This window comes from Actinoplanes sp. ATCC 53533, assembly GCF_003947245.1.
Genome location: NZ_QHHV01000067.1, coordinates 26,951 through 53,929 on the forward strand (window position 1 = coordinate 26,951; position 26,979 = coordinate 53,929).

General features: G+C 69.1%; 29 protein-coding genes, 1 pseudogene and 1 riboswitch. Of the genes and pseudogenes, 20 read left to right on the forward strand and 10 right to left on the reverse strand.

Annotation, left to right across the window (positions count from 1 at the left end):
• Positions 1–56 precede the first annotated feature (56 nt).
• Complete coding sequence (locus DMB66_RS22915; RefSeq protein WP_125806174.1) at positions 57–683, forward strand: TetR/AcrR family transcriptional regulator; 627 nt, start codon at positions 57–59, stop codon at positions 681–683.
• A 238-nt stretch (positions 684–921) separates the two neighbouring features.
• On the opposite strand, the gene DMB66_RS22920 is transcribed toward DMB66_RS22915, so the two are convergent.
• Positions 922–3,015, reverse strand: coding sequence for a heavy metal translocating P-type ATPase (locus DMB66_RS22920; protein ID WP_125806202.1), 2,094 nt, complete (start codon positions 3,013–3,015; stop codon positions 922–924).
• Between the two features lie 845 nt (positions 3,016–3,860).
• Between DMB66_RS22920 and DMB66_RS22925 the strand changes: the two genes are divergently transcribed.
• Positions 3,861–4,478 carry a DUF305 domain-containing protein gene (locus DMB66_RS22925; protein WP_233624781.1) on the forward strand — a complete coding sequence of 206 codons (618 nt, stop codon included), beginning with the start codon at positions 3,861–3,863 and terminating at the stop codon, positions 4,476–4,478.
• A gap of 95 nt (positions 4,479–4,573) precedes the next feature.
• A complete protein-coding gene (locus tag DMB66_RS61305; protein WP_158647325.1) occupies positions 4,574–4,738 on the forward strand; it encodes a hypothetical protein in 165 nt (54 codons plus the stop codon).
• A 77-nt stretch (positions 4,739–4,815) separates the two neighbouring features.
• Here DMB66_RS61305 and DMB66_RS22930 read toward each other — a convergent pair whose 3' ends face one another.
• Positions 4,816–5,028 (reverse strand): hypothetical protein, encoded by a 213-nt coding sequence (locus DMB66_RS22930; RefSeq protein WP_125806176.1) that lies wholly within the window; start codon positions 5,026–5,028, stop codon positions 4,816–4,818.
• A 9-nt stretch (positions 5,029–5,037) separates the two neighbouring features.
• On the opposite strand from DMB66_RS22930, the gene DMB66_RS22935 reads away from it, so the two are divergent.
• The 7 genes from DMB66_RS22935 (at position 5,038) to DMB66_RS22965 (ending at position 10,455) form a co-directional block, all read left to right on the forward strand.
• Positions 5,038–5,283, forward strand: a complete 246-nt coding sequence (locus DMB66_RS22935) for a hypothetical protein (RefSeq protein ID WP_125806177.1) — start codon at positions 5,038–5,040, stop codon at positions 5,281–5,283.
• An 84-nt stretch (positions 5,284–5,367) separates the two neighbouring features.
• Complete coding sequence (locus tag DMB66_RS22940) at positions 5,368–5,766, forward strand: hypothetical protein (protein ID WP_125806178.1); 399 nt, start codon at positions 5,368–5,370, stop codon at positions 5,764–5,766.
• Positions 5,767–5,903: 137 nt separating this feature from the next.
• Positions 5,904–6,980: a sulfite exporter TauE/SafE family protein gene (locus DMB66_RS22945; RefSeq protein ID WP_125806179.1), complete on the forward strand. Its 1,077-nt coding sequence runs from the start codon at positions 5,904–5,906 to the stop codon at positions 6,978–6,980.
• Positions 6,977–7,738, forward strand: a complete 762-nt coding sequence (locus DMB66_RS22950) for an alpha/beta fold hydrolase (protein ID WP_125806180.1) — start codon at positions 6,977–6,979, stop codon at positions 7,736–7,738. The genes DMB66_RS22945 and DMB66_RS22950 overlap by 4 nt, the downstream gene beginning before the upstream one ends.
• Positions 7,735–7,959: a heavy-metal-associated domain-containing protein gene (locus tag DMB66_RS22955; protein ID WP_125806181.1), complete on the forward strand. Its 225-nt coding sequence runs from the start codon at positions 7,735–7,737 to the stop codon at positions 7,957–7,959. Before DMB66_RS22950 ends, DMB66_RS22955 begins: the two co-directional genes overlap by 4 nt.
• A 15-nt stretch (positions 7,960–7,974) precedes the next feature.
• Positions 7,975–8,628: a hypothetical protein gene (locus tag DMB66_RS22960; protein WP_125806182.1), complete on the forward strand. Its 654-nt coding sequence runs from the start codon at positions 7,975–7,977 to the stop codon at positions 8,626–8,628.
• A 54-nt stretch (positions 8,629–8,682) separates the two neighbouring features.
• Positions 8,683–10,455, forward strand: coding sequence for a VanW family protein (locus tag DMB66_RS22965; protein WP_125806183.1), 1,773 nt, complete (start codon positions 8,683–8,685; stop codon positions 10,453–10,455).
• Positions 10,456–10,497: 42 nt separating this feature from the next.
• Here the strand turns inward: DMB66_RS22965 and DMB66_RS22970 are convergent, their stop codons facing one another.
• Positions 10,498–11,043, reverse strand: coding sequence for a TVP38/TMEM64 family protein (locus DMB66_RS22970; RefSeq protein ID WP_125806184.1), 546 nt, complete (start codon positions 11,041–11,043; stop codon positions 10,498–10,500).
• Between the two features lie 361 nt (positions 11,044–11,404).
• Positions 11,405–11,626: a Rieske (2Fe-2S) protein gene (locus tag DMB66_RS22975; RefSeq protein ID WP_158647326.1), complete on the reverse strand. Its 222-nt coding sequence runs from the start codon at positions 11,624–11,626 to the stop codon at positions 11,405–11,407.
• 292 nt (positions 11,627–11,918) lie between these two features.
• Between DMB66_RS22975 and DMB66_RS62665 the strand changes: the two genes are divergently transcribed.
• Both DMB66_RS62665 and DMB66_RS22985 read left to right on the forward strand, forming a co-directional pair.
• The gene (locus DMB66_RS62665; RefSeq protein ID WP_199752579.1) at positions 11,919–12,302 is read left to right on the forward strand and encodes a hypothetical protein; all 384 of its coding nucleotides are present in this window, start codon (positions 11,919–11,921) and stop codon (positions 12,300–12,302) included.
• 578 nt (positions 12,303–12,880) lie between these two features.
• Positions 12,881–13,004, forward strand: a riboswitch (cyclic di-AMP (ydaO/yuaA leader).
• 6 nt (positions 13,005–13,010) lie between these two features.
• Positions 13,011–13,823 (forward strand): C40 family peptidase, encoded by an 813-nt coding sequence (locus DMB66_RS22985; RefSeq protein WP_125806186.1) that lies wholly within the window; start codon positions 13,011–13,013, stop codon positions 13,821–13,823.
• A 487-nt stretch (positions 13,824–14,310) separates the two neighbouring features.
• On the opposite strand, the gene DMB66_RS22990 is transcribed toward DMB66_RS22985, so the two are convergent.
• The gene (locus tag DMB66_RS22990; protein ID WP_125806187.1) at positions 14,311–14,916 is read right to left on the reverse strand and encodes a TetR/AcrR family transcriptional regulator; all 606 of its coding nucleotides are present in this window, start codon (positions 14,914–14,916) and stop codon (positions 14,311–14,313) included.
• Between the two features lie 191 nt (positions 14,917–15,107).
• On the opposite strand from DMB66_RS22990, the gene DMB66_RS22995 reads away from it, so the two are divergent.
• Entirely contained in the window at positions 15,108–15,305 is a 198-nt protein-coding gene (locus DMB66_RS22995; RefSeq protein WP_125806188.1) for a hypothetical protein, read from the forward strand.
• Positions 15,302–15,835, forward strand: coding sequence for a DUF2269 domain-containing protein (locus tag DMB66_RS23000; RefSeq protein WP_125806189.1), 534 nt, complete (start codon positions 15,302–15,304; stop codon positions 15,833–15,835). The genes DMB66_RS22995 and DMB66_RS23000 overlap by 4 nt, the downstream gene beginning before the upstream one ends.
• A gap of 366 nt (positions 15,836–16,201) precedes the next feature.
• Here DMB66_RS23000 and DMB66_RS23005 read toward each other — a convergent pair whose 3' ends face one another.
• From DMB66_RS23005 to DMB66_RS23015, 3 genes are all read right to left on the reverse strand, one after another.
• Positions 16,202–16,738, reverse strand: a complete 537-nt coding sequence (locus DMB66_RS23005) for a hypothetical protein (RefSeq protein ID WP_125806190.1) — start codon at positions 16,736–16,738, stop codon at positions 16,202–16,204.
• Between the two features lie 60 nt (positions 16,739–16,798).
• The gene (locus DMB66_RS23010; protein ID WP_125806191.1) at positions 16,799–16,990 is read right to left on the reverse strand and encodes a hypothetical protein; all 192 of its coding nucleotides are present in this window, start codon (positions 16,988–16,990) and stop codon (positions 16,799–16,801) included.
• A gap of 721 nt (positions 16,991–17,711) precedes the next feature.
• Positions 17,712–18,647, reverse strand: a complete 936-nt coding sequence (locus DMB66_RS23015; protein WP_125806192.1) for a helix-turn-helix domain-containing protein — start codon at positions 18,645–18,647, stop codon at positions 17,712–17,714.
• A gap of 405 nt (positions 18,648–19,052) precedes the next feature.
• On the opposite strand from DMB66_RS23015, the gene DMB66_RS23020 reads away from it, so the two are divergent.
• Positions 19,053–21,851: a DNRLRE domain-containing protein gene (locus DMB66_RS23020; RefSeq protein WP_158647327.1), complete on the forward strand. Its 2,799-nt coding sequence runs from the start codon at positions 19,053–19,055 to the stop codon at positions 21,849–21,851.
• A gap of 156 nt (positions 21,852–22,007) precedes the next feature.
• Here the strand turns inward: DMB66_RS23020 and DMB66_RS23025 are convergent, their stop codons facing one another.
• Positions 22,008–22,292 (reverse strand): hypothetical protein, encoded by a 285-nt coding sequence (locus tag DMB66_RS23025; RefSeq protein WP_125806194.1) that lies wholly within the window; start codon positions 22,290–22,292, stop codon positions 22,008–22,010.
• 150 nt (positions 22,293–22,442) lie between these two features.
• On the opposite strand from DMB66_RS23025, the gene DMB66_RS23030 reads away from it, so the two are divergent.
• The 3 genes from DMB66_RS23030 (at position 22,443) to DMB66_RS23040 (ending at position 24,867) form a co-directional block, all read left to right on the forward strand.
• Positions 22,443–23,012 carry a TetR/AcrR family transcriptional regulator gene (locus tag DMB66_RS23030; protein ID WP_125806195.1) on the forward strand — a complete coding sequence of 190 codons (570 nt, stop codon included), beginning with the start codon at positions 22,443–22,445 and terminating at the stop codon, positions 23,010–23,012.
• 169 nt (positions 23,013–23,181) lie between these two features.
• Positions 23,182–24,222 (forward strand): GDSL-type esterase/lipase family protein, encoded by a 1,041-nt coding sequence (locus DMB66_RS23035; RefSeq protein WP_233624782.1) that lies wholly within the window; start codon positions 23,182–23,184, stop codon positions 24,220–24,222.
• A 102-nt stretch (positions 24,223–24,324) separates the two neighbouring features.
• Positions 24,325–24,867: a GPP34 family phosphoprotein gene (locus tag DMB66_RS23040; RefSeq protein ID WP_255440891.1), complete on the forward strand. Its 543-nt coding sequence runs from the start codon at positions 24,325–24,327 to the stop codon at positions 24,865–24,867.
• 12 nt (positions 24,868–24,879) lie between these two features.
• Here the strand turns inward: DMB66_RS23040 and DMB66_RS23045 are convergent, their stop codons facing one another.
• Positions 24,880–25,212, reverse strand: coding sequence for a hypothetical protein (locus DMB66_RS23045; protein WP_125806198.1), 333 nt, complete (start codon positions 25,210–25,212; stop codon positions 24,880–24,882).
• Positions 25,213–25,565: 353 nt separating this feature from the next.
• On the opposite strand from DMB66_RS23045, the gene DMB66_RS23050 reads away from it, so the two are divergent.
• Positions 25,566–26,495 (forward strand): phosphotransferase enzyme family protein, encoded by a 930-nt coding sequence (locus DMB66_RS23050; RefSeq protein ID WP_125806199.1) that lies wholly within the window; start codon positions 25,566–25,568, stop codon positions 26,493–26,495.
• A 140-nt stretch (positions 26,496–26,635) separates the two neighbouring features.
• Positions 26,636–26,805, forward strand: a pseudogene (locus DMB66_RS63945) (IS630 family transposase); the annotation flags it as partial.
• Positions 26,806–26,979: the final 174 nt, after the last annotated feature.

Consider the following 26,979-nt stretch of genomic DNA (forward strand, 5'->3'; position numbering starts at 1 on the left):
AACTTAGGTCCGGGTACCATAACCCGTACAACCGCTGTTTGACTTAAGGAAGTTGCATGGCTCACTCCGCTGCCCGGCCGGCCCGCCGGGCGGACGCGCGCCTGAACGCCGAGAAGATCGTCCAGGCGGCCGTCAGCTGCCTCGGGCGCAGCGCCGAGGCGAGCATGAACGACATCGCCCAGGAGGCGGGCGTCGGCAGGGTGACCCTGTACGCGCACTTCCCGTCCCGGGAGGCGCTGGTCGAAGCCACGTTGATCCGGCTGCTGGCCGAGGGGGACGAGGTGCTGGCGGCCGTCGATCTCACCGGCGATCCCCGCGACGGGCTGCGGGCGCTCATGGAGTCCGGCTGGCTGCTGATCGCCCAGGCGGCCTCGATCCTGCAAGCGGCGCAGACGGCCCTGCCGCCCGGCCGGGTACAGCAACTGCACGCGAAACCCGAGCAACGGGTCCATCACCTGATCCGCCGCGGTCAGGCCGAAGGCGTCTTCCGCGGCGACTTTACGGCCGACTTGCTGGCCGGCGTCCTGCACCACCTCCTGCACGGCGCGGCGACCGACGTCGCGGCCGGGCGGCTCGCCGCGCCAGATGCGCCGCGCCTGGTCGCTGAGATGGCCTTGGCCGTCTGCGGGAACCCACCTGCCGCACCCGCGGAGGCGCGGGCTGAGCCCACGCCACGGCGTTGATCGCCACTCGACAGTGCGGCACGGCCCGCCGGTAAACCGAGTCCACGATCGCGTATTCGGACGGCACAGATCGGCACGGCCTTTCCCCAAGCCCGGCGCCGGATTTCGCACTGGAGGTCAGGCGTGGTCCGGCTGCGTGCCTGCGGCATACGACGAGGTCCGGATCACCGGCCGCGGGTCGGTGATCCGGACCTTCACCCCGGGCCGGGCCCAGGCTGCCAAGGCTTGTCCCGGCGGGTTACTGCTCGTGCGGGGCCAGCCGGACCCGGCGCAGCAGTTGGGCGTTGAGCGCGACCACGATCGTCGAGGCGCTCATCAGCACCGCCCCGATCGCCGGGCTCAAGGTGATCCCGGCCCAGGCCAGCACGCCGGCGGCGAGGGGGATGGCGATCACGTTGTAGCCGGCCGCCCAGGCCAGGTTCTGGATCATCTTGCGGTAGGAGGCCTTGGACAACCGGATCACGCCGGTGACCCCGCGCGGGTCGGAGGAGGCCAGGACCACGCCAGCCGACTCGATCGCCACGTCGGTGCCAGCGCCGATGGCCAGGCCCACGTCGGCGCGAGCCAGGGCCGGCGCGTCGTTGACCCCGTCGCCGACCATCGCCACCTTCAGCCCGCGGGCCTGCAGGTCGGCCACCGCGCGGTCCTTGTCGGCGGGCAGGACCTCGGCGAACACCTCGTCGATGCCGGGGCGGAAGCCCAGGTCGGCGGCGACGGCCTCGGCGACCGGCCGGGCATCCCCGGTGATCATGACGATCTTCCGGATGCCGTTGCGGCGCAGCTGGTCGATCGCCTCGCGGGCCTCGGGGCGGATCTCGTCCTCCAGCGCGAACGCGCCGATCACCTGCACCTGCCCGCCGCCGTCTTCCTGGTCGAGGAGGAGCAGGTGCAGCACGGCGGCGCCGCGCCGTGACCACTGCTCCGCAGGACCGGTGAGTTCGTGCGGCACGGTCGCGCCGAGTTCGCGCAGCAGGGCGGGGCCACCTACGGCATAGGTGTGCCCGTCGACCTGCGCCTGCACGCCGCGGCCGGTCAGGGATCGGAAGGCGGTGGCCGTGGCCGTCAGGCCGCGGTCGTGGGCGACCGAGGTGAGCGCGCGGGCGAGGGGGTGTTCGCTGTCGGCCTCGACCGCGCCGGCCAGGCGCAGCACCTCGTCCTCAGTGAAACCGTCCGCCGGGGCGGTCGCGGTGACCGTGTGGGCACCCTTGGTGAGGGTGCCTGTCTTGTCGAACAGGACGGTGTCGATGGTGCGCATCCGTTCCAGGGCGAGCCGGTCCTTGACCAGGATGCCGGCCTTGGCCGACAGCGCCGTGGACAGCGCGATGACCAGCGGGATGGCCAGGCCGAGGGCGTGCGGGCAGGCGATCACGAGGACCGTGACGGTGCGGACCACGGACTGGTCCAGGCTGCCGAGCGCCCACCAGACCACGAACGTCACCATGGCTGCGGCGGCGGCGATGTAGAACAGCATGGCCGCGAACCGGTCGGCGAGGACCTGCGCCCGGCCGCCGGCGGCCTGTGCTTGTGCGACCAGGCGGCCGATGCCGGCCAGGGCGGTGTTCTCGCCGATCGCGTCGACGCGGACCCGGATGGCCGAGTCGGTGGCGACCGTGCCGGCCACCACCCGGTCGCCGACCGTACGGGCCACCGGCCGGGACTCTCCGGTGATCATGGATTCGTCGAGTTCGGCGGTGCCGTCGACGATGCGGCCGTCGGCCGGGACGCGGGCGCCGGATCGCACCAGGACCGTGTCGTCGACGGCCAGGTCGGCGACCGGTACGCGCTCGACCGCGCCGTCCGGTGTGAGCCGTTCGGCGTCATCGGGCAGCAGCGCCGCGAGGGCGGCCAGGGCACCCTGGGCCTGGCCGATGGCCTTCATCTCCTGCCAGTGCCCGAGCAGCATGATGGTCACCAGCGCGGCCAGCTCCCACCAGAAGTCGAGGTCGAACCAGCCCAGGCTGGTCGCCAGCGATGCCAGGTACGCGACGGTGATGGCCATGGAGATCAGCAGCATCATGCCGGGTGCCCGGTCCCGGACCTCACTGACGGCGCCGGCCAGGAACGGCCAGCCGCCATAGCAGAACACGACGGTGCCCAGCACCGGCCCGACCCAGGTGATGCCGGGGAAGTCCAGGGTGTAGCCGAACCAGTCCATGATCATGTGGCTGGTCGCGACGATCGGGATCGTCAGGGCCAGGCTCAGCCAGAACTTGCGGCGGAACGCCTCAGGGTCGTGCCCGGCGTGCTTGTCGTGCCCCTGGTGACCTCCGGCGTGCCCACCGGTGTGGCCTGGCATGTCGTGCCCGACGGGGTGGTGTTCGTGCGCGGGCATCGGGCGAGCCGCTGATTCCGGCGCGCCGGGGTGGCCCGCTTGGTCGTGCGTGGACACGCCACCGGCCGCGTGGGGTGCACCGCCGTCGCGGACCTCGTGCTCGTGTTTGTCGGCTTGCATGTCGACCACCTCCGACGCCAACATATACCCCCTGGGGGTATCCGGCAACCGTTCCGAGCGTCACACCGCCGTCGGTGAGCCATCGTTTACCCCCAGGGGTAAGCGGTAACGGGGAACAGCAGATGTGATGTGATCAACCGGGCGACGGTGCTCTCGGGATCGCGCGCTAGCGTGAACCTGTGAATGGGCAGCAGACGCTGACGGCCGGGCGGATCGCCCGGTGGGTCCTGCTGTCCTGCACGCTGTTCGGCCTGACGGTGATGCACACGCTCGGCCACACCGGTCCGCGGGCGGGCGCGCACCACACTCCCGGCACTGCCGCGATGGCCGCGGCGGGCGGGCCCCACGCCTCCGGGGCCATGCCGGCTCTGGTCCCGGCTGAATGCCCTGGTGGTCATTGCGACGGTCATGGCTCCGGTGGGATGAGCGGGTGGAGTGTATGCCTGGCCGTTCTGGGCGGACTTATCACACTTGTACTGCTTGTGGCGCTTTTGTCGTGGATGGTGTCCAGCCGAAGGCGGACGCGGGAGAAGCAAGCCGGGCGTTCGCCGGTGCCCCGCGGCCCGCCGCGCCGGAGCGCGGGATTGTCTTTGGTGTCCGTGGCGGTGCTGCGCATATAGCGGCCCTACCTCGGCATGCCGCCGGACCAGCCGGCGGGCCGAGGCGCTCGCGCACGCATTCGTTCATGACATCGAAAGGCTTTTCACGCAATGATGCGTTCACCCATGCTGCCCTCCACCATGCTGCGTCGTGGCCTAATGGCTGGCGCCGCCGTCACCGCCACGCTGGTGCTGTCCGCCTGCGGCGGCGCAGACTCGTCGTCCGATATCGGCATGAACCACGGCGGGACGGCCCCGACGACCTCCGCCGCGCCGGCGTCAGCGAACGCGGCGTTCAACGACGCCGACGTCACCTTCGCCCAGATGATGATCCCGCACCACCAGCAGGCCGTGGAGATGGCGGCGATGGCCGACGGCCGCGCCGCCAGCACCGAGGTCAAGGACCTCGCGGCGAAGATCAAGGGCGCGCAGCAGCCCGAGATCGACACCATGAACCAGTGGCTCACGGCCTGGGGCAAGCCCGCCGCGGCAGCTGACCAGGGCCACGGCTCGCAGTCTCACGGCATGATGTCGGACGCCGACATGGCCAAGATGATGGACGCCAAGGGCGCCGAGTTCGACAAGCAGTTCCTCACCATGATGATCGCCCACCACGAGGGTGCCATCACCATGGCCAAGGACGAGACGGCCAAGGGCTCCAACACCGAAGCGAAGGCCCTCGCCGGAAAGATCGTCACGGATCAGCAGGCGGAGATCACGACGATGCAGGGCCTGCTCAGCTAGCTGTAGTCACAGGCATGCGCGGCCGGGACACGGGTTCCGGCCGCGCACCGCTGCGCCTCGTGCCGCAGGCGTGCGCAGCGGCCGGGTCGCAGCGAATGACTACGGTGACCGCCACGGCGATGGCGACCTATGACCCACGCTGGCACCGGATCATCGGCGAAGCGCTGCGCATCCGCGTCCGCGGGCCTGCCCGGTACCGCAACCCGTGGCGGCGCCGCGCCGACCTGGTCGGGTTCGTCGACGAGGCATTGCGGCATTGATCGGCCGCCGGCCCGGATCATCGGGTGTGTAGGAGCGGCAGCCGCCGGCCGGGACAGGCAGCGCGGCGGCGAGGTTGTCATCGGCCCGCTGGTGACGGGCTCGCCTCAGAGGGCGCACCCGGCGTGGCGTGCGCACCATGATCGCCGACTTGGGCGTCGAACCAGTCGTGCAGGGCGGCCACGACCGTGGTGTCGCCACTGTCGTAGGTGATCCGGGCGCCGGTGCCGGTCGTCGCGTACTCGACGGTGACCCCGCCGGGGCTGTCGCGTAGAACGGCGAGCCCGGGCATCTTCTCGCCGTGGATGCTGGCCGGGTCGGTGAAATCGCCGAGGCGGAACCGGTCGGCCTCCTGCTGCAGGTGCTGCCGGATGAGGGCGACCTGGCCGGCGTCCTGCGGGTCGTCGGCGACGACGGTCTGCACACCGCCGCTGCCCTGATCCACACCGCCGCCGACGAGATCGAGGCCGGCCGGCTCGACGCGGGCACCGCACCCGACCCGCTGATCGCCACCCTGCACGCCGCGCTGCGTACCCCCACCGAGTAAACACATGCCGAACCGGTGACGCGGGTCCGCAGCGAATTCGCCGCCGCAGCGACCGGCCCACCCGCGATGTCGTAGCCTTGTCCGGTGAGCCGACCCCAGCCGTGCACAGCAGCGCCGTGGCTGCTGCGCGCGCTGCTGGTCCTGCTCACCCTGACCGGGCTCGGCATTTGGCAGGGCGGGCACTGCATCGGCGACACGTCCGCCCCACAAACGACGAAGGTCGCCGCGCTCTCGGTCGCGTCGGCCACCACCACGGCGATGTCCGCGCAGCACCATGACCCGCACGCCTCAGGAATGTCGAGCACGACCGCGGACGAGTGCTCCAGCGCGCCGACCATCGTCACCCGCACCACGATGACGGCCACCTCCGTGCTCCCGGCCGTTGAACGCACCGCACCCGTAGCGTCATCGTCGCGTCCCTCCACGCCACGATGCTTCGCGCCCAGCGTCGTCCTGACTCGCCTCGGCGTCAGCCGCACGTAGGACACCCCGGCCGGTCGCCGCAGCCTGATCGCTGCGCGTCCGCATCCGGTAGACCGCGCTTTCCGCGCCGTTTCGCCGCCTTCACGCGGCGAGTGCCCACGTACGTCTTTCCCCGCGTCGAAAGTCGACCCATCGTCATGAATCTGTACGCCATCCTGCTCACCGGCCTGTTCGCCGGCGGCGTGTCCTGCGCCGCCGTGCAAGGCGGACTCCTCGCCGGCCTCGTCATGCGGCAACGCCAACACACCACTGCCACCTCCGGTCGGCCGGGGCTGGCCGCCCGGCTCGCCGACGACCTCGCCCCCGCGGCCGGGTTCCTCACCGGCAAACTGCTCTCGCACACCCTGCTCGGCGCCCTGCTCGGTGCGTTGGGCGCGACGGTGCAGCTGTCGGTCACCGTCCGGACCATGACGCAGATCGCCGCCGGTGTGCTCGTGGTCGTCTTCGGGCTCGCCCAGCTCGGCGTGCCCGGCTTCAGCCGCGTCATGGTGGAACCACCCGCCTCCTGGTCCCGGCTGGTGCGCGGCCGTGCCCGGTCGACCAGCGCCGCCGCGCCCGCATTGCTCGGTTTCGCCAGCGTCCTCATCCCGTGCGGGGTGACCCTGTCAGTGGAAGCGCTCGCCCTCGCCTCCGGTTCCGCGGCCGCCGGCGCCGCCATCATGGCGGTGTTCGTGGCCGGCACCGCCCCGCTGTTCACCGCGCTCGGCTACCTGGCCCGCAAGGCCGCTGGCGCCTGGCGCGGACGACTTAGCATCGCCACCGGCGTCGTGGTGCTCGCCATGGGCGTGTACACCCTCAACGGCGGCCTCGAACTGTCCGGCTCACCCCTGGCCGCCTCCCGGGTCGCCGAAACCCTCGGACTCGGCGACCCGCCGGTGACCAGCCGCGCCGCCCCCGACGACGCGCCGCCGCTGTCCACCACCGCAGACGGCACCCAGCAGGTCATCGTCACCGCGGTCACCGGCGCCTACCGGCCCGGCAACATCCGCGTCACCGCCGGCACACCCACCACCCTGATCGTCCGCTCCCGCGATGCCGACGGCTGCGTACGCGCGTTCGTCATCGCCGACCGCGACATCCAGCGCATCCTGCCGGCCGACGGAGACACCGTCATCGACCTCGGCGTTCTCAAACCGGGCCGGCTCGACTACTCCTGCGGCATGGGCATGTACACCGGCCACCTCACCATCGTCGCGGCGGGAGAAACCGCATGAACCCCACCGGAGCCGACCAGCCGCTGCCTCCGCAACGCACCACCCACACCTGGCGCAGTCCCGCCGGCGTGTGGAGTTACGACACCTGGGGCAACCACGGCCGCCCGATCGTGCTGATCCCCGCGGTGATGTTCGACCGGGCCATGTGGTGGCCTACCGCCGCCGAGCTGCGCCCGCACGCCACCGTCATCGCCGTGGACCTGCCCGGGCACGGCGGCTCCTCGGCCCGGGACCGGTACGACCCCGACGACCTGGTCGGCGAGCTGGCCCTGCTGCTGCACACCCTCGGCGTGCGGCAGGCCCCGATCGTGGTCGGGCACGCCTCGGCGGCACCTTTGGCCGTGCACTTCGCCGTACGCTGCCCGGTCCACGCCGTCGTCATCATCGACCCACACGACTCGGTGCCGGAGCTCGACCAGTACGTCAACGGGTTCGATCTCGACGCCGTTCCCGCCCACTACCGGGACCTGGCCACGCCGGCCACCGACCCGCGGCTGCTCACCGCCTACGCCCGCGTCATGCGCATCGCCGATCCGGCCGGCCACCCCGCCGCCGCGGGCCAACCGGCCCAAGTGGCGATCCACAGCCAGCAGCCGCCACGATCCCTCGTCGCCGACGCCCGGTGGCGCCACCACGTCTACAACCTGCCGGGCCGATTCGCCCACCTCACCGCCATGCCCAGGTTCGCCGACGACATCCTCGCCCTGCTGCGACCCGACCAGCCCGCCGCCCAGCGCCAAGGAAGCCACCTGCGATGAGCACCACCACCTACACCCTCACGGTGACCGGCATGCACTGCGGCAGCTGCGGCCTGCTGATCGACGAGGCGATCGAGGAAACCGCCGGGGTCCACCGATCCCACACCTCGGTCCGTGCCGGCCGCACGGTCGTGGACGCCGACCCCACGGTCATCGACCACCACGTTCTCATCGCCGTCATCGGCACGCTCGGCTACACCGCCCGCCTCGAGCCGGCCTGACCTCATGAAGGACCGATGAGCCCCCCACCTCCCCAGCACCACCCACCCATCGCCCCGCACCCGGCCCCGGCGTGGGCGCGCCGACCGACACTGCTGCTGATTCCCGCCGCACTGCTCACTGCCGCCGGCATGCTGCTGCTGTGGCCACCCGACACACCCGACCCGGCCGCCGTCTGCGGCACCGTGACGCTGACCAGCGGCGGGCAGGACTACTCGATCGTGGACTGCCAAAGGTCCACGCAACTGTGGCTACTCGGCGCCGCATTCGCCCTGGCCGTCGTCGCGTTCGGCCGCTGGCGCGGCCTGGCCGCCCTGCTTGTCAGCCTCATCATCACCGCAGCACTGTCCGGCTTCGTCACCGCCTCGGTCCACCTGTCCGGCATCGCCGACGAGACGGCGAACCACCTCACCATCACCCCGGGCGAGGTCAACATGCGCGGGCTGCTGCCGGCGGGCATCGTCATGGGCACCATCGTCCTGATCACCGCCGTACCGATCGCCACCGCACTCGCCGCCGTGTCGGCCGTCCACCACCACCGCCCAGTGGACGAACAGCACGACCATGACCCCCGACCAGTCATCGAATCCGCTCAGCCGGCGACGCGACCGCAGGCGGAGGACCCGTGGGCCGCGTTCGTCGAGCGGCACCCAGGCTGGCGAAATGAATAGCCCCCTCGTCGGCCCGGGCATGCCCGGCCCGACACTGCCAAAAGCGAGGCACCGATGACGTCAGCCGAAGACCAGAAGGTCGTCGAGGACACCGCGCCGACGGTCAAACTGCCGGCCCAACGACGATCCCCGCAAAGTCCCGCCGCACCACCGGGCACACCCCAGCGGCGGAGACACCGGCGGTGGATCGCCGGTGGTGTCGGGCTGGCGCTGGTTGTCGCCGCCACGGCCGGCGCCGGCGCGTACACGCTGCGCGGGGACGTCCCACGCGGCGTCACCGTCCTCGGACTCGACCTCGGCGGCAACAGCCGCGCCCAGGCGACACAGGCGCTACAGGAACACCTCGCGGCCCGGTCGAGCACCCCGGTGCCGGTCCAGGCCGACGGAGGCACCGGCACCATCCGCCCGCAGGACGTCGGCTTGCAAGCCGACGTCGCCGCCACTGTCGACGCCGCGACCCGCGGCCGGCCCGCGCTGTTCGGCCACCGCGACGTCGCGGTGGTCAGCCGCGTGGACGCCCAGCGTCTCGACGCCGCGCTGCGCCGTACCCTTGCCGGCGCGGGCCGGCAGCCGCGCATGCCCGCCATCACCTTCACCGGCACCACCCCGAAAGCGGTCCACCCCAAGGTCGGGCGCGGCCTGGACGCCGAACAATCCGCACACGCGGTGCGGGATGGCTGGCTCACCGGCCTCACCGTGGCCATCCCCCTCGTCGAGATACGGCCGGCCACGACGGCCGCGGACGTCGACCGGCTCCTGGCCACCCTGGCGCGGCCGGCCGTCGCCGCACCGGTCACCGTCACGACCGAACGCGGCACGCTCACCATCACCCCGGCCGCCATCGCGAAAAGCCTGATCCTGACCGCCGACCGCACGGGCATGATCACCCCACGGATCGACGACAAGAAGCTGCGCGCCGCCCTCACCGCCCAGCTCCGCACCGTGGAGAAGGCACCGGTGAACGCCCGGTTCACCTTCGCCGCCGGGCGGCCACGCATCGTCGCCGACGTCGCCGGAGACACTCTGGACCTGGCCGTCCTCGGCCCGCAACTGCTGGCCGTGCTGCCCCGCAGCGACCGACGCACCATCGCGGCGACCCTGCGCCCGGCCACTGCGAAAGTCACCGCCGCACAGCTGGCCAAGCTCGGCGTCACCGCACGGGTGTCGACGTTCACCACCACATTCCCCGGCGGCCTGCGCTCACCGCGCAGCCAGAACATCGTGCAGATCGCCAAAGAGGTCGACGGCGCCCTGGTCCTGCCCGGCAAGACGTTCTCCCTCAACGGCCACACCGGCGAGCGCAGCTACGCCCAGGGATACAAGGACGCACCGGTCATCCTCGACGGCAAACTCACGCCGGGCGTCGGCGGCGGGGCGTCACAGTTCACCACGACGCTGTTCAACGCCGCCTACTACGCCGGCCTGCAGGACGTCGAGCACAAACCACACTCCTACTACTTCAGCCGCTACCCCCCGGTCATCGAGTCCACGATCTTCTACCCGAATCTCGATCTCAAGTTCAGGAACAACACCAAGTACGGGGTACTGCTCGACACCTCGCACACCAGCAGCACGGTCACCGTCTCGGTGTGGAGCACCAAGGTCTACGACAAGGTCACCACCGAGTGGGGGCCACGCCGCGCCATCACCAGCCCGCGGTCGATCACCCTCGAAGCCGGCCCGAAGTGCATCGCCACCAACGGCATCGACGGCTTCACCCAGGACGCGTTCCGCCTCTTCCACACCGGCGGCAAGGTCGTCAAGCGGGAGAAGTTCACCTGGAGGTACGGCGCGGAACCACGTTACGTGTGCGGCCCGAAGTCCTGAGGCGAAACGGGAGGCCGGTGTAGTACAGCGATGGTTGCTGTCTCACTCCGCGGGTTCGTCACGGAATCCACGGCGGATCACCACACGAGCTCCGACCAGCCCCACGACGGCGAACGTGATCGCGGCGAGCGTGGAGACGATGAAGGCGGGCGAGGTAGGGCGCATGGCGTTCGCACCCAGGTTCGCGAAGATCACCGTGCTCGGCCCGATACCCAGAGCCGTAGCGGTCAGGAACGGCAACCGTCGCACCGCAGTCGTCCCGAAGGCGTAACTGGCCAGGCCGAACGGTGCCACGGGAATCAGGCGAACGATCAACACCGCGATCACACCGCGGCGCTGCAGGACACGGTCCACCGTGGCCAGCCACGGACGCCCCCGCAGAAAGTCACGCCCGAGCCGGTGACCGATCTCGAACGAGACCACAGCGCCCAGCAAGGCCCCGACGATGACGTAGGCACTGCCGGCAGCCGCGCCGTACAGCAGGCCTGCCGCGGCGGCGACGACACTACGAGGCACCATCGCCGACACCAGCAGCGCCGTGGCCGCGATGGCACCGACCGGACCAGCGTGCTGCAGCGTCGTGGCCATGCTCGCCAGATCGGGCAACCCGCCGGTGACCGCGGCCGCCGTCAGCGCGGTGAGGAGACCGACGAGCAGGACGAATCGTGTGCGTCCTGACGTGGATGAGGGACGAGGCGGATCCGCGGGCGCCGGGGGCGGGTCGGTCCTCACCACGGGTCGCCGCTTCAGAGCCAATGTGTCTACATCCGATTCTGTGGTGGTGGACGTGGAGAAACTACCCTGTGCGTCCCGCCCTCTCCCCACCCAGCGTCGGACATTCGCGCCGGCATGGACCGCCCGCGTCGAGACATGGAGCCTGCCGCGCCTGGGATCCACGGTGCCCACCTTGGACGCGGACTCGGTACCTGATCGCTCGTCGGTCTCTCGGTCAGGGGATGACGATGCTCTCGCCCTGCACAGAGACCGAGATTCTGGCGAGCCGGCCGGTCGCCGGTCCGCTGATGCGGGCGCCGTCGCTCTCCTGGAACCGGGAGTTGTGGGCCATGCAGGTGATGACACCGTCGCTGGGCGGGCTGACCCGCACTCCGCGGTGGGGGCACGTGGCGTCGAACGCGCGGAACTTGCCCGGCCTGGGCTGAGTGACGAGCACCCCATCGACGACGATTCCGCCACCGAGGGGACGCTCGCCGTGGTCGTCAGTACGAGGGGATCGGCAGCGCTGGGCGGCAGAGTGCCGGGTGGCTCATGCGGTGCCGGCGGCGGTTCCGCGCTCGCGCACCCGGTGAGCGCGAGCGGCAGCGACGCCGATCAAGCCAGGCGGCAGGTCCCGACGCGGCACCGAGCATAGATGCAATTGAAACACTTGCTACGGATGCTCTGTTCATCCGGAAAGCCTGGCGCCAGGTGCTCGCCACCGCTCGTTCCTGCTGTTCTCGGTGGCGATGATCGGCTCCTACGTGCTGAACTTCCAGGTCTATCTCGGGCTGCCCATCGAGGTGCGGCGGGTCACCGGCGGCGAGACCGGCGTGGCGATCCTGTTCGCCGTCTCCGGGTTGCTGACCGTGCTGGGTCAGGTGCGCCTCACCGGCTGGGTGACAGCACGGTGGACACCCGCCCAGGCCATCACCAGAGGCCTGCTCGTGATGGCAGCCGCCTTCGTACCATTGGCTTTGGCTGCCCTGGGTCGCACTGGTCGCGACCGGCCTGATCCGCGCGACCGGGATCGCGGTCCTGGGCCGGCAGGGGCACTTGGGCCCCCGCGAGCACCCGCCACAGGCCACCGGGCGGCCTGCTGTGGCGGCGACCCGCTGACCGCACAGCACTGAGGCAGTGACCCTTGAGCGGGCTGATCCACCGTCGTTCAGCCCGCTCAAGGGTCCACATTCACGTGCTCCGTGCGAGCTGCACCCCCGGGGCTGTCGCTGCGCGGCATCGGTTTGGCCCTGTGGACGTAACGGTTCACCCACCGCCCGGCCGCGCCCTCCACCGAACGGATGATCTCCACCCCACCGCCCGGCGCCGAGTTTCCGCCGCTGGGGGCGTTTACGGCCACATTCTCCCGACCTTGACTCAGGCCATGATCGACCTCGATGCGGCTTTTTGTGTGTTGTGTTTCACCCGTAACCCTCGACGAATGGTGATCACTTCAACACGGTAAGTACCGGCATTTGTCACAGCGCGGTTACAAACCGGACAGTGTTCCATGTGCCAAACACGTTCGGTAGTCGAAACCACCCCAGCGGTCCGGCCGGAAATCGGGTAGCAAGGGTGAGCCGGTAAGCAACCGCTCGCCGCTCGCACCGCCACGGACCACGCCGAGCCCTGCCCCGGTCCGAGCGGCGCGATCGTGATCGCGAACAACGACACAGGCATACGGGGGCAGGGACGGGGGACCCAGATTCGGTCCCACGGAACGCCGCTCGCGGCGAACCGATGAGGACCTCGGGGTGAAGCCACCATTGCGGTGGCCGGGCAACCTTCCCGCCCGAACCCGACAGCTAACCTCGCAGGCGTGCCGGAGGGATATCTCTACCGTGCACGAACGCACCTCGCACCGGCGCCCCCGCAAGACCGGCACCGGTTCCATCGCTCTGTCCCTGGGTCTCTGCCTCTGCGCCGGCCAGCTGGTCGCCACCGCGCCGGCATCCGCCGCGCCGGTCCCCGTCACGGCAGCGGCAGCGGCAGCGGCGACCGTCAAGCCCCGCATCACGAATTCCTACAACAGGAAGTCGATCGCGGCGGGCAAGACGGTTCGGGTGACCACCAAGCTGATCAACCCGAAGACCGGCAAGGCCGTCACCGGCAAGGTCAAGCTGCAGATCCGTGGCGGCAAGGCGTGGAAGACCTGGGTGACCAAGTCGACCAACTCCAAGGGCGTGGCGTCCTTCCTGACCAAGCCCGGCGGCTCGCTGTACTACCGGACCGTCTTCGCCGGCACCAAGGGCTTCGCCTCGGTGCGCAGCAGCCAGACGAAGATCACTGTGAAGAACAACGCGGCCAAGGTGATTGCCGAGGCCGCGAAGCACAGGGGTGCCCGTTACGTCTTCGGCGCCGCCGGCCCCAGGCAGTTCGACTGCTCCGGCTACACCATGTACGTCTACAAGAAGGCCGTCGGCAAGAAGCTGCCGCACAAGGCCAACTCGCAGCAGAAGTACGGCAAGGCCGTCAGCAAGGGCAACAAGAAGGCCGGCGACCTGCTGGTCTTCCGCTCCGGCTCCTACGGCACCCACGTCGGCATCTACGCCGGCGGCGGCTACATGTGGGCCTCCCCCCGCGCCGGCAAGACCGTCCAGAAGCAGAAGGTCTACAGCAACAGCTACGTCGTACGGCGCCTCGTCTCCGCCTGACGATAACTGCCGACTCATGAAGTGGAGCGCGCCCTTTCGGTCGTGCTCCACTGGCATTCCCCAAATGAGCAACGTGCGGCAGGGGAAGCGTTGTCGCCTCATGCGAATGGCAGCGCCAGCGAAGCGCGGGCCCGGCCGACGGACCACTTCGATGTGGTCGGCGCGGGCCTGGGGTGGCGCCGACGTCATGTCCTTCGATCCCCGCACGGCACTTCCTCGAGCCGCCCTTCACGACTTGCAAGCTGTGAAAGAGCACCCCAGGCCGGCAGGACCGGACGGCGCATGTCTGCTGCCGTCAACACAGTCGCCGACCCAGACCGTTATGCCCAACCCGCCGCTGAGGTGCACGCCGGCAGAAACACCACATGAATCGCCCGGCGTGTCCTTTCCGTCGCGCACCATCGGTCCAAGGGTGCTCTTCGTCATGGCGCGGGAACCGCGTCGGTAGCGATGTCCTTTCATCTCGGCAACCCCGCGGTTTGGGAGATCAGGTCGCGTCGGGCTTCACGCTGCCCCTGCGCGTAGGTCGCAGCCCGGTCAGGGCTACCGCGACAAGTCGGTTCACTGCCGCTTCGGACGGCAGACTGCCGGCTGCGCCGAGCGCGTGGAGGCAGTAGGTCGCAAGCTCGTCAGGCGCGACATCATCGCGCAACTCCCCTGCGGCGGCGACCTCGGCCAGCAGGTCTTGAAACAGGTCGATGAGCTGCTGTTCCGCACCGGAGACCCGCTCCCCGCGGTGGAGGAGGGCCGCGAGTTCCTCGGTTCCGTGTCGCTTGCGGTAATAACAGATGAGCGCGTACCGGCCCAGTACTGCTTGGAGCTTGTCGTACGGCTTGCTCGGCTTGGCCCGCAGCTCGGCGAGTTCGGTCAGGTGACCGGCAACGTGACGTTCGTGATGGGCGGCCAGGATCGCCTCGACGTCCGGGAAGTACTTGTACAGCGTGGCGCGACCGACGCCGGCCTGCTTGGCGATCTGACTCATCGTGACCGACATCAACCCGTGCTCTCTCACCAAGGCCCACGTGGTTTCCAGGATCGCCTCGCGCACCGTGCGACGGTGCGCCTCGATCGTCGTGTCCCACAGCTTCGGCACCCGCAAACTATAACACCACGTCGATACCGCGACAGTGTGCTTTGATATATACATAGTGTCTCGCAAACGATGATCGATGACGGAGGATTGTCATGGTGGACCCGCCCCGCTCCCCGGCCGCAAGTGACGGATCTGACGCGAAACCCGGCCATGGGTCGCCTTCCGGCGGGCAGCCCAAGACGCCACGGTGGGTGAAGGTATCCGCGATCGTCGTCGGTGCCTTCGTCCTGCTGGTGGTCATCGCGAAACTCACCGGCCTTGGGGGAAGCCACGGCCCCGGTCGGCACAGCGGTGCCGGCCGGCCGGCGGCGCTCAGTAGCGTCGACCTGCCGGTCTCCCCGGGCGGCGACCGGCACAGCCGGCCGGCCAGGGCGAGCAGCTACCGATGACCATGCCGCCCCGCCTACGCAAAGTCGTGCTCACCGCGCACGTCACCACCTCGGTCGGCTGGCTCGGCGCGATCTTGGCCTACCTTGCGGTCGACATCACCGCCGTAACCAGCCAAGACATCCAGACGGTGCGGGGCGCGTACGCCACAATGGAGGTCATCGTCACGTCCGTGATCGTCCCGCTGGCCCTCGCGTCAGTGCTCATCGGGATCGTCAACGCGCTGGGCACGCCGTGGGGTCTCCTACGGCACTACTGGGTGCTGGCGAAACTGCTGCTGACCGCCTTCGCCGCCGCCGTCTTGCTGCTCGAGACGCAGACCGTGACCCACCTGGCAACGACCGCGGCGACCAGCGCCGACCCCCGCGGATTGCCCGGCACACTGCCCCACTCGGCCGGCGGCCTGGTGCTGTTGCTCATCGCCGTGACTCTCTCGGTGTTCAAGCCGCAAGGCGTGACCCGGTACGGATGGCGTAGACGCAACGAACTGCGACGTGACAAACGGGCTTTGCGCACGGCGCCCATGGCGTAGATGCACGGCAGCATCGGCGTCACGCCGTGGAGGCTTTCCCGCTGCCACCGTTGCCGCAGTGAGTGGCGTGGGCAGGACTCGCAGAGTGAGGCCGATGCGGGCGAGGCTGGCCGGGATTGCCGCGAGCATGGGCCACACCAGGGTTGGGGCCACCAGCAACACGGCGGTCACCATGACGGCGTTGACCTCCCGTGCTCCAGAGTCGACGTCTCTCGCTCTACCCGCCAGCCGGACGATCAACGTCGTGCTCCGCCCGACGAGCACGGCGGGCCCTCGCCCAACCATGCCCTCTCGCCTGTGGCAGAGACTGCTGGTGCGGCCGCCCGGTGATCAGGGCTCGTAGTCGTCGTCGCTACCACCGACCGATCATGGGGTCGGGATGATGGCCTTGCCGCACCGGTCTTCCAGGGCCACCCAAGCCTTCCCGCCCGCGGCGAAGACTTCCGGATTGGCCAGCTCGACCTGGTCGTAGGCCTTGCCCGGTTTCTGGTCGGCGAGGACGGAGATCTGGGTCGCGATGGCCTTCAGTTGCGCGGAGACGGCCGGGTCGGTGGCTCGATCAGCCAACTTCTTCATGTCAGCGGCGGCGATGGCGTTGAAGGAACGGACATCCTGGCTGCCACCCGCGTCCGCTGACGCGGCCGGAGCCGGCTGGTCGAGGTGGTCCACCTCGAAGTGCCGGAAAGCGTCACAGACCTCGGCGGTGTTGCCGGCAGCGGCCCGGCCGGCGCCAGCGGCGGCCGGTACGTCCTCGGCTTGGTTCTGGCATCCGGCGCCGAGAACGGCAAACGTGGCGACAGCCAGCGAAAGGGCGACCGAGCGAGTCTTCAACATGGTGGTGTTATCTCCTTGACCAGGGTGTCGTGCTGTGGCGACACCTATCCTCTGGCCGAAGGCCGACAACGGACCTGAGTACAACTACCCATTTCGGAGGCCGCCCCGACACCAGAAGCCCTGAGTCGCCTACACCTCGGTGTCGGATGCCTTGCGAAACCACAGATAGACGCCGGCCAGGGTGCATGCCACTCCTACCAGGACGATGGCCGACTCCACCACGCCGGGCATGTCGTCAAGGAACGGGAAGGCCTGGGAGACGGCCAATGCCAGGAAGGCGATCAGAAACAGTACGACTGCGACAAGACGATGTGGATTCACGACACCATTGAATCATGCGGGGTTGAGCGGAATTCCCGGCATCGAACGATAGGGTATCGTCGAAACGCCCTATCTGCCGGACATCTTCACCGAAGCTGACGGGGTGGGCACTGACCTCGCCCAGCATATTGGCTCGGACATCCTGTACCGGTCGGATGTGCCTTCGCTGCCCGACAATAGGCCGTGCTGATCCGCTCGAAGCGGGCGCCGGCATTCGGTGAGCTGGCATGTCGAGGATTCGGCGTGGGCCCGGAGGGCAGGGGAACTCAGAACCCCGGGGGGACCTCCGGTTGACACTGCTGGGTAGCCGGCTTGTGGACCGCTAGCCGTAACCGACAAGGCGCTCGCTCGTTGCGTTTTGATCCTGTTCTCAGGCCTCTATGGAGAGGTCTGTCCACAGGAAGGCATCAACATTAAATCTACCCAGGGATCGGATGACCAGCGGTTCATTCTTCTTTGCCTTGCCGCCATTCTAGCGCTGAGGTGGCTGGGTTTGAGGCGGCTCGGCCGCGCCCACAAGTGGAAGCATGCGGTGATGGAGGAGGCTGAGCCCCAGCCGACACCCCCGTCGCATGGCGCGTCGAGGCGTGTCCGGTCAAGGTGGAGGTCGTCTTCGGCATCCGGGGCCCGTGCGAGATGGGCCTCATCTGGGGGCCGTCTCCGGGCGGCGTGGAGTCGCCCGGCGGCCACGGTATGCGTGGCGCGGGCCGATCTCACCGGGCTATCGGATCGCCCACAGGTGCAGCCAATCCTTGGAGTAGATGACGAGGTTCCCGTCGGACTGGATCGCCAGCTGACCCTCGGCTGCCCGGGTCGGCCGGTGCGACACCCACAGCTCGGTGTCCGTGGCGTCGTAGGTGCTCAGCCGGCCGTCCGTCGTGAACACCGCCCGATCGGTCTTCGCCCCCCTGCGGCTGAACCAGCCTGACTTCCACTCCACGTCCCGGTGGCCGACGATGCGGACGGTCAAGCCGTCCTCCTCCACCGTCACGTACGCCCTGCCGATCTGACAGACCTCGCCGCGCTTCAGGGTGCCGCCGGGGTCGATGACGAAGGCTTCCATCCACAGGGCCTTCCCTAATCTGCTGTGGCTGAACTGGCACTTCGGTGAGTCGGACACAGGAGGTACGAACGCCGCGGCGGCACGCTCCCGGGCGAAGCGGTCCTCCATCGACGTGATTGTCAGCTGGCGCACCACGAGTCCGGTCGCCGCCATCAACGTGATCACCCCGAATGCCGCTGCTGCTATCCAGATCGATCGCCGCCGCAACACGCTGGGTTGGTCGGAAGGTGTCACAGCCACCGACACGGCACGGTCCGGATGCCCCGAGGACTGCGGCGATGGTCCGCCGGCCGATCGCTGAGTAGACCCCTGGCTCTGCAGCTTGTCCAGGATCCGGACGCTGCGTGCCTGGTTCCACAGCGCCTTCACCGTCCCGGGATCCTCGCCGGCGGCGCCGCACAGCGTCTCTACGGTGCGCCATGGCGGCACGACCTGCCCGGTCAGGTAACGGGAGAGGGACGAGTCGCTGCTGTGCGTGCAGACAGCCAGCTCTCGTAGACTCTTTCCGGATCGGACACGCAGCCGCTGCAGCTCTTCAGCCAGTTCCTGTTTCGCGTCTGCACGGGGAGCCCCGCCGTTGGGTTCATCGGTCATGTGCGGCGGCTACCCCTCTCCGACAGGTGTAGGTACGGCTCAGCAGCCTACCGATCCACCCGGACCGCGGAGCCGCTGTTAGCAGTTAGCCGACACTCGGCTTGAAGATCAACGAAGTTGACCTTGACTAGATCCAAGGCCACTATTCGTCGCCTGACAACCCTTGCCCCGAATCCGCCCCGGAACCGTCCCACAGGGTCCAGCAGCCCTTCTACGGCGCCTGGCGCAACGGCCAGACTCTGCACAGTGGCACTCCAGCGGCTGGCCTTCCGAGACACCAGGCCTGAATTCATCCATGGGGGAGATATGTCCGTCAGATGGCGTTCGCGCGTGTTCACCCGGCCCGACTCAGGAAATCTCTCGAAAGGGATCGCGGCCGCCGGCGCGGCCGTCCTGCTGTTTACTATGACCGACCAGGTCGTGCTGCCGCCGGCCGCGGCCGCGCCCGCCTGCCCGGCGTCCCGGGCCGACGAGCTGTCGGCAACGCTGGCGGCCCGGGCCTGCGGCGGTCGCGTCGAAGTGCTGTCGCAGCGCAACGAGACCACCCAGGTGTGGGCGCGCCCCGGAGGCGGCTTCAGCACCGAGATCTACGCCGGGCCGGTCCGATTCCGGCAAGGCGGCGCCTGGAAGGACGTCGACCTGACCCTGCGACCGACCGGCGACGGCGCGATCGAGCCGGTCGGCCACCCTCGCGGCCTGCGTTTCGCGGGCGCCGCCACCGGCACCGGCGAGCGGGTGCTGGCGCGTGTGGAGACGGCCGGTGACTCGGTCGGCATGCTGTGGGACGGGCCGCTGCCCGCACCCGTGCTGGCCGCCAACACGGCCACCTACCGCGAGGTGCGGCCCGGCGTCGACCTGCTGCTCACCGCCACGCGGCTCGGCTTCGAGCAGTCGCTGGTGGTCAAGGACCGTGCGGCGGCCGCCCGGGTGGCGACCATGACCGTGCCGCTGCGCAGCGAGAACCTGCGGTTCGTCGCCGACAGCCCGGCGTCATTCGCGATCCGCGACGCCGCGGGCCGGACGGTCGGGCGGGTGCCCACGCCGATGGCCTGGGACTCCTCGGTCGGTGCCAGCGGTGAGCGGGTGCGGGAGACCGCGTTGACCGTACGGATCGGAGCATCGGCGCCGCGCAAGGGCGCCGACGTGTCCCGCGGCACCGGCGACGTCGATCTGCGGCTCGCCGCCGACACCGCCTGGCTGCAGGACCCGAAGACCAGGTACCCGGTGACGCTCGACCCGCAGATCGAGCTCGACCCGGCGGGGGACACGCTGGTCCGCAGCGACGAGCTGTCCACCAGCGGCAAGGCCGACCACTCCGGCGCCGACTACCTCGCGTACGGCAAGGCCACCAGCTACCTCGCGCGGTCCTTCATGCAGTGGCCGGCGGCGCAGTTCTCCGGGGCCAGGATCACCAACGCCACGCTCAGTCTGTGGAACTGGTACTCGGGAAGCTGCGCGCAGACCGGCTGGCTGGTCTGGGACACCGCGCCGTACACCAACCCGATCTGGTGGGACACCGCGCCGGCGCTGCTGACCAACGACGGCTACTCCACCCAGACGGCCGGCTTCAACTCCTCCTGCAACGACGCCTGGGTGAACGCGGGTGTCGCGCCGCTCTTCCAGCGCGCGGCCAACGCCGGCAAGCCCACCGTCTACATGGGCCTGACCTCGTACAACGAGAGCAACCCGAGCCTGAGCTGGAAGCAGGTGCGGTCGCTGCAGGCGCCCAACCAGGCGCAGATCCCGGTGGTGCGCGTCGACTACGAGTACCCGGAACAGGGTGGGCTTTTCCGGTACGGCAAGAACTACCCGTACGGTCAAGCTGCGGTCGATTACATCTACTCCGACGAGGGCATGTGGAAGGACCTGAACGGCCTCGTGTACAAGTCCAACCGATATGGAGTTGAATATCTGGAAGATCCGGAGAAGTGCGACGGGGAGGTCTACCTGCCGGAACCTGAGAGGTTCGAACATGAGGGGCACGCTTGCGACAAGCGCGCGCTGATCGGCGAGGTCAAGCTCGAGAGCGCGCGCCAGACCGCCCTGGATATCAATAAACACCTGTTGTTCGACTACGACTACGACCTCAAGGTGGACCCGGCGGCGGGTGGGCACGCCTTCCACGAGCACTTCGCCCAGGGCCAGGGCGGGGCAGAGTTCGGGGACCCGTACATGAACTTCTGGTTCGACGACAACTGGCTGGCCCGCCACATGGCGCAGGCGTACAGCCGGCCGCAGCCCAACGGACTGAGCGACAACGGCTCCCACATCCGGTGGAAGGTCCTGTCCGGCGACCAGAACTGGAAACCGTACGATCAGCTGGCGATCCCGGAAAAAGACAAGAACCACCTGGACCGGCTCGCCATGGACGGCCTCTACTACCTGTCCGCCGGATCGCAGCAGACGGCCCTGGGCAAGTGGGACGCCTTCCGGGCCAAGACCGGGTTCATCTTCAACTCGAGCACCCGGATGTACACCTATCCGAGGCTGGAGCATTGGGACGAGGACATCGACCCGGCCGAGAACTACCACATCGGACTGGCCAAGCTCCTGATCGATCAGATCCTCATCCACCACACCGGCCTGACCCCCGTCCAGCGGGGTGACCTGAACCTGCACTCGGTCTCGCTGCGGGCGCTGATCATCAAGAACCAGCAGCGCAAGGGCGGTACGGGCCCGCTTCTCGGCTGGACGACCGATGCGGATCTGACCCACAATCCCCAATCGCTGATGAACACCGAGACGATCGCGGTCAACTCGCTGGCTTTGGCCGCGGGCGCCAAGCAGGTGTACAGCGCCGGGCAGGCGCCGCTGCAGACCCCCGCCGCGGGCAACTACACCCGGACCAACACCGGGCTGCTCCAGGCCGTACCCGGCACCAGCAGTCCAGGCCACATGTCGTTCGGGCCGAACCAGACCTTCGCTACCGGCTCGTACAACGCGGAGTTCGTGATGCGGTCGAACAACCCGGTCGCCGGCACCCAGGTGGCCAACATCGAGGTGTACGACGCCCGGACCGGCACCTCGATCGTCCCGCCGACGGTCCTGACCGCCGGCAGCTTCGCCGTCGACGGCACCTACGACAGGTTCCTCCGCTTCACCCTGCCGTTCACGGTCTCGTCGGCCAACAACAGCCTGGAGTTCCGGGTCTGGTGGTACGGCGGATCCAACCCGTTGGACATCGCCGAGATCCGGGTACGCTGACCACGAGGACCCGGCCCATCCGGCCCCGGTCCACACGGACCGGGGCCTGCGGCGTTCTCGCCCTCCGCTTGGACGCAGTCGTCGAGTGAGAGGATCAGGTCGGGTTCGGTAAACGTGTGGATACTGGAGTGCGTGAAATCCGGGTCGGTGACCGGCTCACGGTTCGTCAGCCAGAACACGACCGCCCGGATAACGGATCCGTCGAAACCCTCTGGGCACCGGACGGTGCCCTGCAACGCGCTGCAGCATGCCCTCGGCGATGTCGCCGGGATGCGAGAGGTGGCCGCGGCGGTCGGAGTGGATGAAGCAGATTTCCGCGGGATACGGCCACGCGTCCAGACGACTGGCTACGGCCGGGCCGGTACCTTCGGAAACCCGGCCGCGTAGTAGGCCGGCTCGATGGCTTCGCCTGGCTCGTCGCCGGTTGATCAGCATCGTCACAACCTCCTCCGTTGCCTCGTGCGCTCAGCACTCAAAGAAGACTGACGAGAGCCGATGCTCGCCGCCGGACGTCACCAGAGTGGCCGACGCCACTTGGCTAAAGATATTAGGCAGATGCATAGTGGGTTTAGGGAAGGGAGGTGATCGACTGTGACTCGACAAGGTGTGACGCCGGAACGCCTGGTGCGGGCCGGCGCCGAGCTGGCCGACGAGGTCGGCTTCGACGCGGTCACCGTCTCGGCCCTCGCCCGGCAGTTCAACGTCAAGGTGCCAAGCCTGTACTCGCACGTCCGGAACTCCCACGACCTCAAGACCCGGATCGCCCTGCTCGCCCACCAGGAACTCGCCGACCTCAGCGCCGCGGCCCTGGCCGGCCGGGCCGGCAAAGACGCGCTGATCGCCCTGGGCGACGTCTACCGCGACTACGCCCGGGACCACCCCGGCCGGTACGCCGCGGCGCGCATGCGGCTCGACCCGCAGACCGCAGCCGCCAGTGCCGGGCCCAGACACTCCCAGATGATCCGCGCGATCCTGCGCGGTTACCACCTGAGCGAGACGGACCAGACCCACGCCGTCCGGCTGATCGGCAGCACCTTCCACGGCTACATCAGCCTTGAACTGGCCGGCGGCTTCGACCACAGCAGCCCCGACTCCCAGCAGTCCTGGACACGCATCATGGACGGCCTCGACGCCCTGTTGCGCAACTGGCCCACGGAGTAACTCTCACTCCTTCTCAACGTGAGGTGACGTCATCAAACCCTGGACCACCACACCGATCACTCCCGACCTCGTCCGTGGCGCCGCCGAGCTGGAACGCACCGAGCACGGCCTACTGCCGCACCGGCTACCCGCCTGGGCCCGAGCCCAAGGCCCCGGTCCGCAACTCGACATGGTCGAGGCCCAACCCTCCGGCGTACGCATCCGGTTCCGCACCCGCGCCACCGCGGTCGAGCTCGACGCCGTAGCCACCCGGCGCGTCTACGCCGGCCTGCCGGCCCGCCCCGACGGCGTCTACGACCTCCTCGTCGACGGCCGCCTGGCCGGCCAGCAAAGTGTGCCCGGCGGCAACACCCTGACCATCGACATAGCCACCGGGACCACCGATCACCAGCCCGGCCCGGTGGGCACCGTCTCGTTCACGGGCCTGCCGGACATCGACAAAGACCTTGAGATCTGGCTGCCTTGGGACGAGATCACCGAACTCGTCGCCTTGCGCACAGACGCCCCCGTCGCCTCCGCCACCGACGACGGCCGGCGCGTCTGGCTGCACCACGGCAGTTCGATCAGCCACGGCTCCAACGCCGCCAGCCCTTCGACCACCTGGCCGGCGCTCGCCGCCGCCCACGGCGGTGTGGAGCTGATCAACCTGGGCCTCGGCGGCAACGCCCTGCTCGACCCGTTCACCGCCCGCACCCTGCGGGACACCCCTGCCGACCTGGTCAGCATCAAGATCGGCATCAACCTGGTCAACGCCGACCTGATGCGCCTGCGAGCCTTCGCCCCGGCCGTGCACGGCTTCCTCGACACCATCCGCGACGGGCACCCCACCACTCCCCTGCTGGTGGTCTCCCCCATCTACTGCCCGATCCACGAGGACACCCCGGGCCCCGCCTCCTTCGACCCCGAGGCCCTACCCGCCGGGGAGGTCAAGTTCGTGGCCACCGGCGACCCCGCCGAACACGTCGCCGGCAAATTGACGTTACGGGTGATCCGTGACGAGCTGGCCCGCATCGTCGAACAACGCGCCGCGAGCGACCCGCACCTGTACTACCTCGATGGGCTCGACCTGTATGGCGAACCCGACTTCGCCGAGCTCCCGCTACCCGACCGGCTGCACCCGGACGCCGCGACGCACCGCCGCATCGGCGAACGCTTCGCCAAACTCGTCTTCGCGAGCGACGGCGCCTTCGCCGCTACCCGCAGCGCCTGACGCGACGGGTCCGCCACCAACCGAAGCACCCGACCGGCCGAGCCCGCACGGCCTGTCGATACGTGTTCCGCACGTCTCACCATCGAGCTGGCCGTAACCGCGATCGCCGAGCGCCCACCAGCCGACGACGTTCTCCTGTCCGCCTGGGACCACCTCCTCTGCCGTCCCAGGGAAGTGCAGGCGGTGCTCGCCCTGATCGGGCCGAGCTTGAGCGTCCTGTTGCTCGACCGGCTCGTCCGGCGCGGCGACCTACGCCGGCCGTCGAGCGAAGAGTTCGGCTCCGTCGGCCTCCACGAGCTTCAGGAGGGAGGATCGGGCCGCCGGGATCGCGTGCTCTCCACCGTACGGAAAGCGCTTGTCGACGAGGCTGAGGCGCCGAACTGGACTGTCGCGCTCGCGGCGTTGTTGTCCGGAAGATCCCCTGGACGCCTACGGTCGTTGCTCGCGCGGCGAAGCTCGAGCGAGACGTCTGGGAAGCCCGGGCCGTCGCCGATGCGGCCGGCCGACGGCGAACTCGCGGCCGAACCCGAGCGGCTGCACCGGGTCCGCTTCGACATCGCCGTCCTCCTGTGCGGCGATGGCGGGGATCCGCACGTTACGTCAAGGGCAGGCGCTGTGCCGGGCGAGTTCACCTTCGTTCGATGATTGTTTGGGCGGTTATCGCGTGGCGCGGTATTCCTGTCTGGCCGCGACCGAGCCGGCAACCAGGGCAACGAGTACACCGACCAGCTGAATTGCGGTGCCGATCACCCCGCCGATGCCCGCGTCGCCGGTGAGGTTGCCGGTGCCGGCCCCGCTGACCACACTGGACAGGACGAACCCGACGATCACGAACAGTCCCAGGAACGCGCCGACGCTCGGTGCCCAGGCCCACTTCGCCAGACCGACGAACGCCGCGCCGATCGCCAGGATCAACAAACCCGGCGGCGGGTAGAAGGGGAACTCGACCCCCGACGCCCACAGCATCGCGATCCCGATGGCGCCGGCCACGAGGCCCCAGACAGTGAGGCCGCGTGGTGTTCTTGGCGATACATTGCCGGGCATTTCTTCCTCCTGGGTTCTGCTTCTGGTGGATCTAGGATGGCGATGCACTGACGGGAGGGCGTCGGCTGGGAAGCGGTGATCGGCGTACGCAAGCGGGCGTAGGCCACGGCCGCCAGCCCGACGTCATACGTGTCGTGCCCGACGACGATGATGTCCACGGTCGGTCGGCTGCACGGATCTGCCGCGGGTCGCGCTCGGTCCGGCCGTCACGCTGCGTACGGCTCGCTCGCGACGACACCGCTTCTGCGGGGAAGAATATAGGTCGACCGGCGATGGGTGCGCGTGTCAAAGGTGCGGCGGTGATCGAAAGACCGGATATCCCTGACGCAATGCTGGGCGACGGTGTGCGCGATGGCTGGGGCTTGTCCGTCGAGGAGATCGTCTTCATGCCGGTGGGCCTGGATGGCTCGGCGTGGGCCTACGAGGTACGCATAGTGGGCGGCGGCCGCCGTTTCCTGAAGGTGCGGACGGGCAAGTTCACCCGGCCGGCCCTACCCCTGCCGTCGTACCTTTTCGATCATGGATTGCCGCAGGTCGTCGCGCCGATCGGCGGAGTCCGCACAGTGCACGGCCTGCGGTTGGCGCTGTATCCGTTCATCGACGGACCGAGCCTGTGGAGCCAGGGCCTGACCGATGCGCAGTGGACGGCCTACGGTCGGTTCCTGGGCATGCTGCACACGATGGAACTGCCGGGCGAAGTTGCGGGGTTGCTCCCGACGGAGACGTACGCGAGCACGGCACCGCACCGTGTTCGGGCGCTGGCCGGCCCGGCGGCCGCCGATCCGGCGCTGGGACCGCTGTGGCGCCGGCATCGGGAGAAGCTGTTGGCCTGGGCGGACGAGGTTGAGCGGCTGGCACGCGACGCGTCGGCGGATCCTGCGCCGACGGTGGTGTGCCACGCCGACATTCATCCGGGCAATCTGCTGGCCGACGGCGACGATCTGCGTGTTGTCGACTGGGATGCGCCGATTCGCGCCCCGAGGGAACGTGACCTGATGTTCGTCTTCGGGGCTGACTTCGGCGAGCATCCGATCAACGTTCGCCGGGAGGCGTTGTTTCGCGCCGGGTACGGCCCGCTGGACCTGGACGACGCTCTGCTTCGCTACTACCGCTTGGAACGGCGGCTCGACGACGTGGCCCTATGCGCGGCGACCGTCCTCGACGAATCGGCGACCGAGGCGGCCAAGGCTCACGAGCTCGAGCCGCTTACCCGGATCCTCGAATCCTGACAGTCGATCCTGATAACGCCAGAGACCGCGCCTGCCTCGATCGACTGCACGCTCATGGCCGCGAGCAGCGCGTCGAGCGGAGTTGACCGATTGTCGCTGACGGCGGTGGTGTGACGGCTCGCTCAGTCGCCGACGAACAGGAGCGCGACGAGCCGGCCATCGAGCATTGGCGGCGTCATCAGTGGCCCGCGACAAAAGAGTCGCGCGCAGGCTGGGTGCGTGGATCTGTTTCGTCGACGAGTCCGGACTGTCGCTGAGACCAGCCAGGGCCCGTACCTGGGCCCGGCGCGGCAAGACCCCGATCGTTCGCGTCGCCGATCGTGGCGGGCGCTCTCGCCTTGACAGTGTTCCTGGAACACCGGTTGAACTGGGAGACACGACAGGGGGAGATCACATGAGCATGGAGTTTCTGCACCCGGACGAATTGCTACGGCCGACCGACTACTGGCCGGCCGCTGTCGCAACCGGATCCCGGCTGATCCTG

Bases quoted from the DNA above. Each gene is read 5' to 3' on its own strand.
- DMB66_RS22960 (WP_125806182.1), top strand. From the start codon at position 7,975: ATGAGCCCCCCACCTCCCCAGCACCACCCACCCATCGCCCCGCACCCG.
- DMB66_RS61305 (WP_158647325.1), top strand. From the start codon at position 4,574: ATGACTACGGTGACCGCCACGGCGATGGCGACCTATGACCCACGCTGG.
- DMB66_RS22950 (WP_125806180.1), top strand. From the start codon at position 6,977: ATGAACCCCACCGGAGCCGACCAGCCGCTGCCTCCGCAACGCACCACC.
- DMB66_RS22970 (WP_125806184.1), bottom strand. From the start codon at position 11,043: ATGGCCACGACGCTGCAGCACGCTGGTCCGGTCGGTGCCATCGCGGCC.
- DMB66_RS62665 (WP_199752579.1), top strand. From the start codon at position 11,919: ATGATCGGCTCCTACGTGCTGAACTTCCAGGTCTATCTCGGGCTGCCC.
- DMB66_RS22965 (WP_125806183.1), top strand. From the start codon at position 8,683: ATGACGTCAGCCGAAGACCAGAAGGTCGTCGAGGACACCGCGCCGACG.
- DMB66_RS22915 (WP_125806174.1), top strand. From the start codon at position 57: ATGGCTCACTCCGCTGCCCGGCCGGCCCGCCGGGCGGACGCGCGCCTG.
- DMB66_RS22955 (WP_125806181.1), top strand. From the start codon at position 7,735: ATGAGCACCACCACCTACACCCTCACGGTGACCGGCATGCACTGCGGC.
- DMB66_RS22920 (WP_125806202.1), bottom strand. From the start codon at position 3,015: ATGCCCGCGCACGAACACCACCCCGTCGGGCACGACATGCCAGGCCAC.
- DMB66_RS23020 (WP_158647327.1), top strand. From the start codon at position 19,053: ATGACCGACCAGGTCGTGCTGCCGCCGGCCGCGGCCGCGCCCGCCTGC.
- DMB66_RS22945 (WP_125806179.1), top strand. From the start codon at position 5,904: ATGAATCTGTACGCCATCCTGCTCACCGGCCTGTTCGCCGGCGGCGTG.
- DMB66_RS23015 (WP_125806192.1), bottom strand. From the start codon at position 18,647: ATGACCGATGAACCCAACGGCGGGGCTCCCCGTGCAGACGCGAAACAG.
- DMB66_RS22925 (WP_233624781.1), top strand. From the start codon at position 3,861: ATGCTGCCCTCCACCATGCTGCGTCGTGGCCTAATGGCTGGCGCCGCC.
- DMB66_RS23035 (WP_233624782.1), top strand. From the start codon at position 23,182: ATGGTCGAGGCCCAACCCTCCGGCGTACGCATCCGGTTCCGCACCCGC.
- DMB66_RS23000 (WP_125806189.1), top strand. From the start codon at position 15,302: ATGACCATGCCGCCCCGCCTACGCAAAGTCGTGCTCACCGCGCACGTC.
- DMB66_RS22930 (WP_125806176.1), bottom strand. From the start codon at position 5,028: ATGCCCGGGCTCGCCGTTCTACGCGACAGCCCCGGCGGGGTCACCGTC.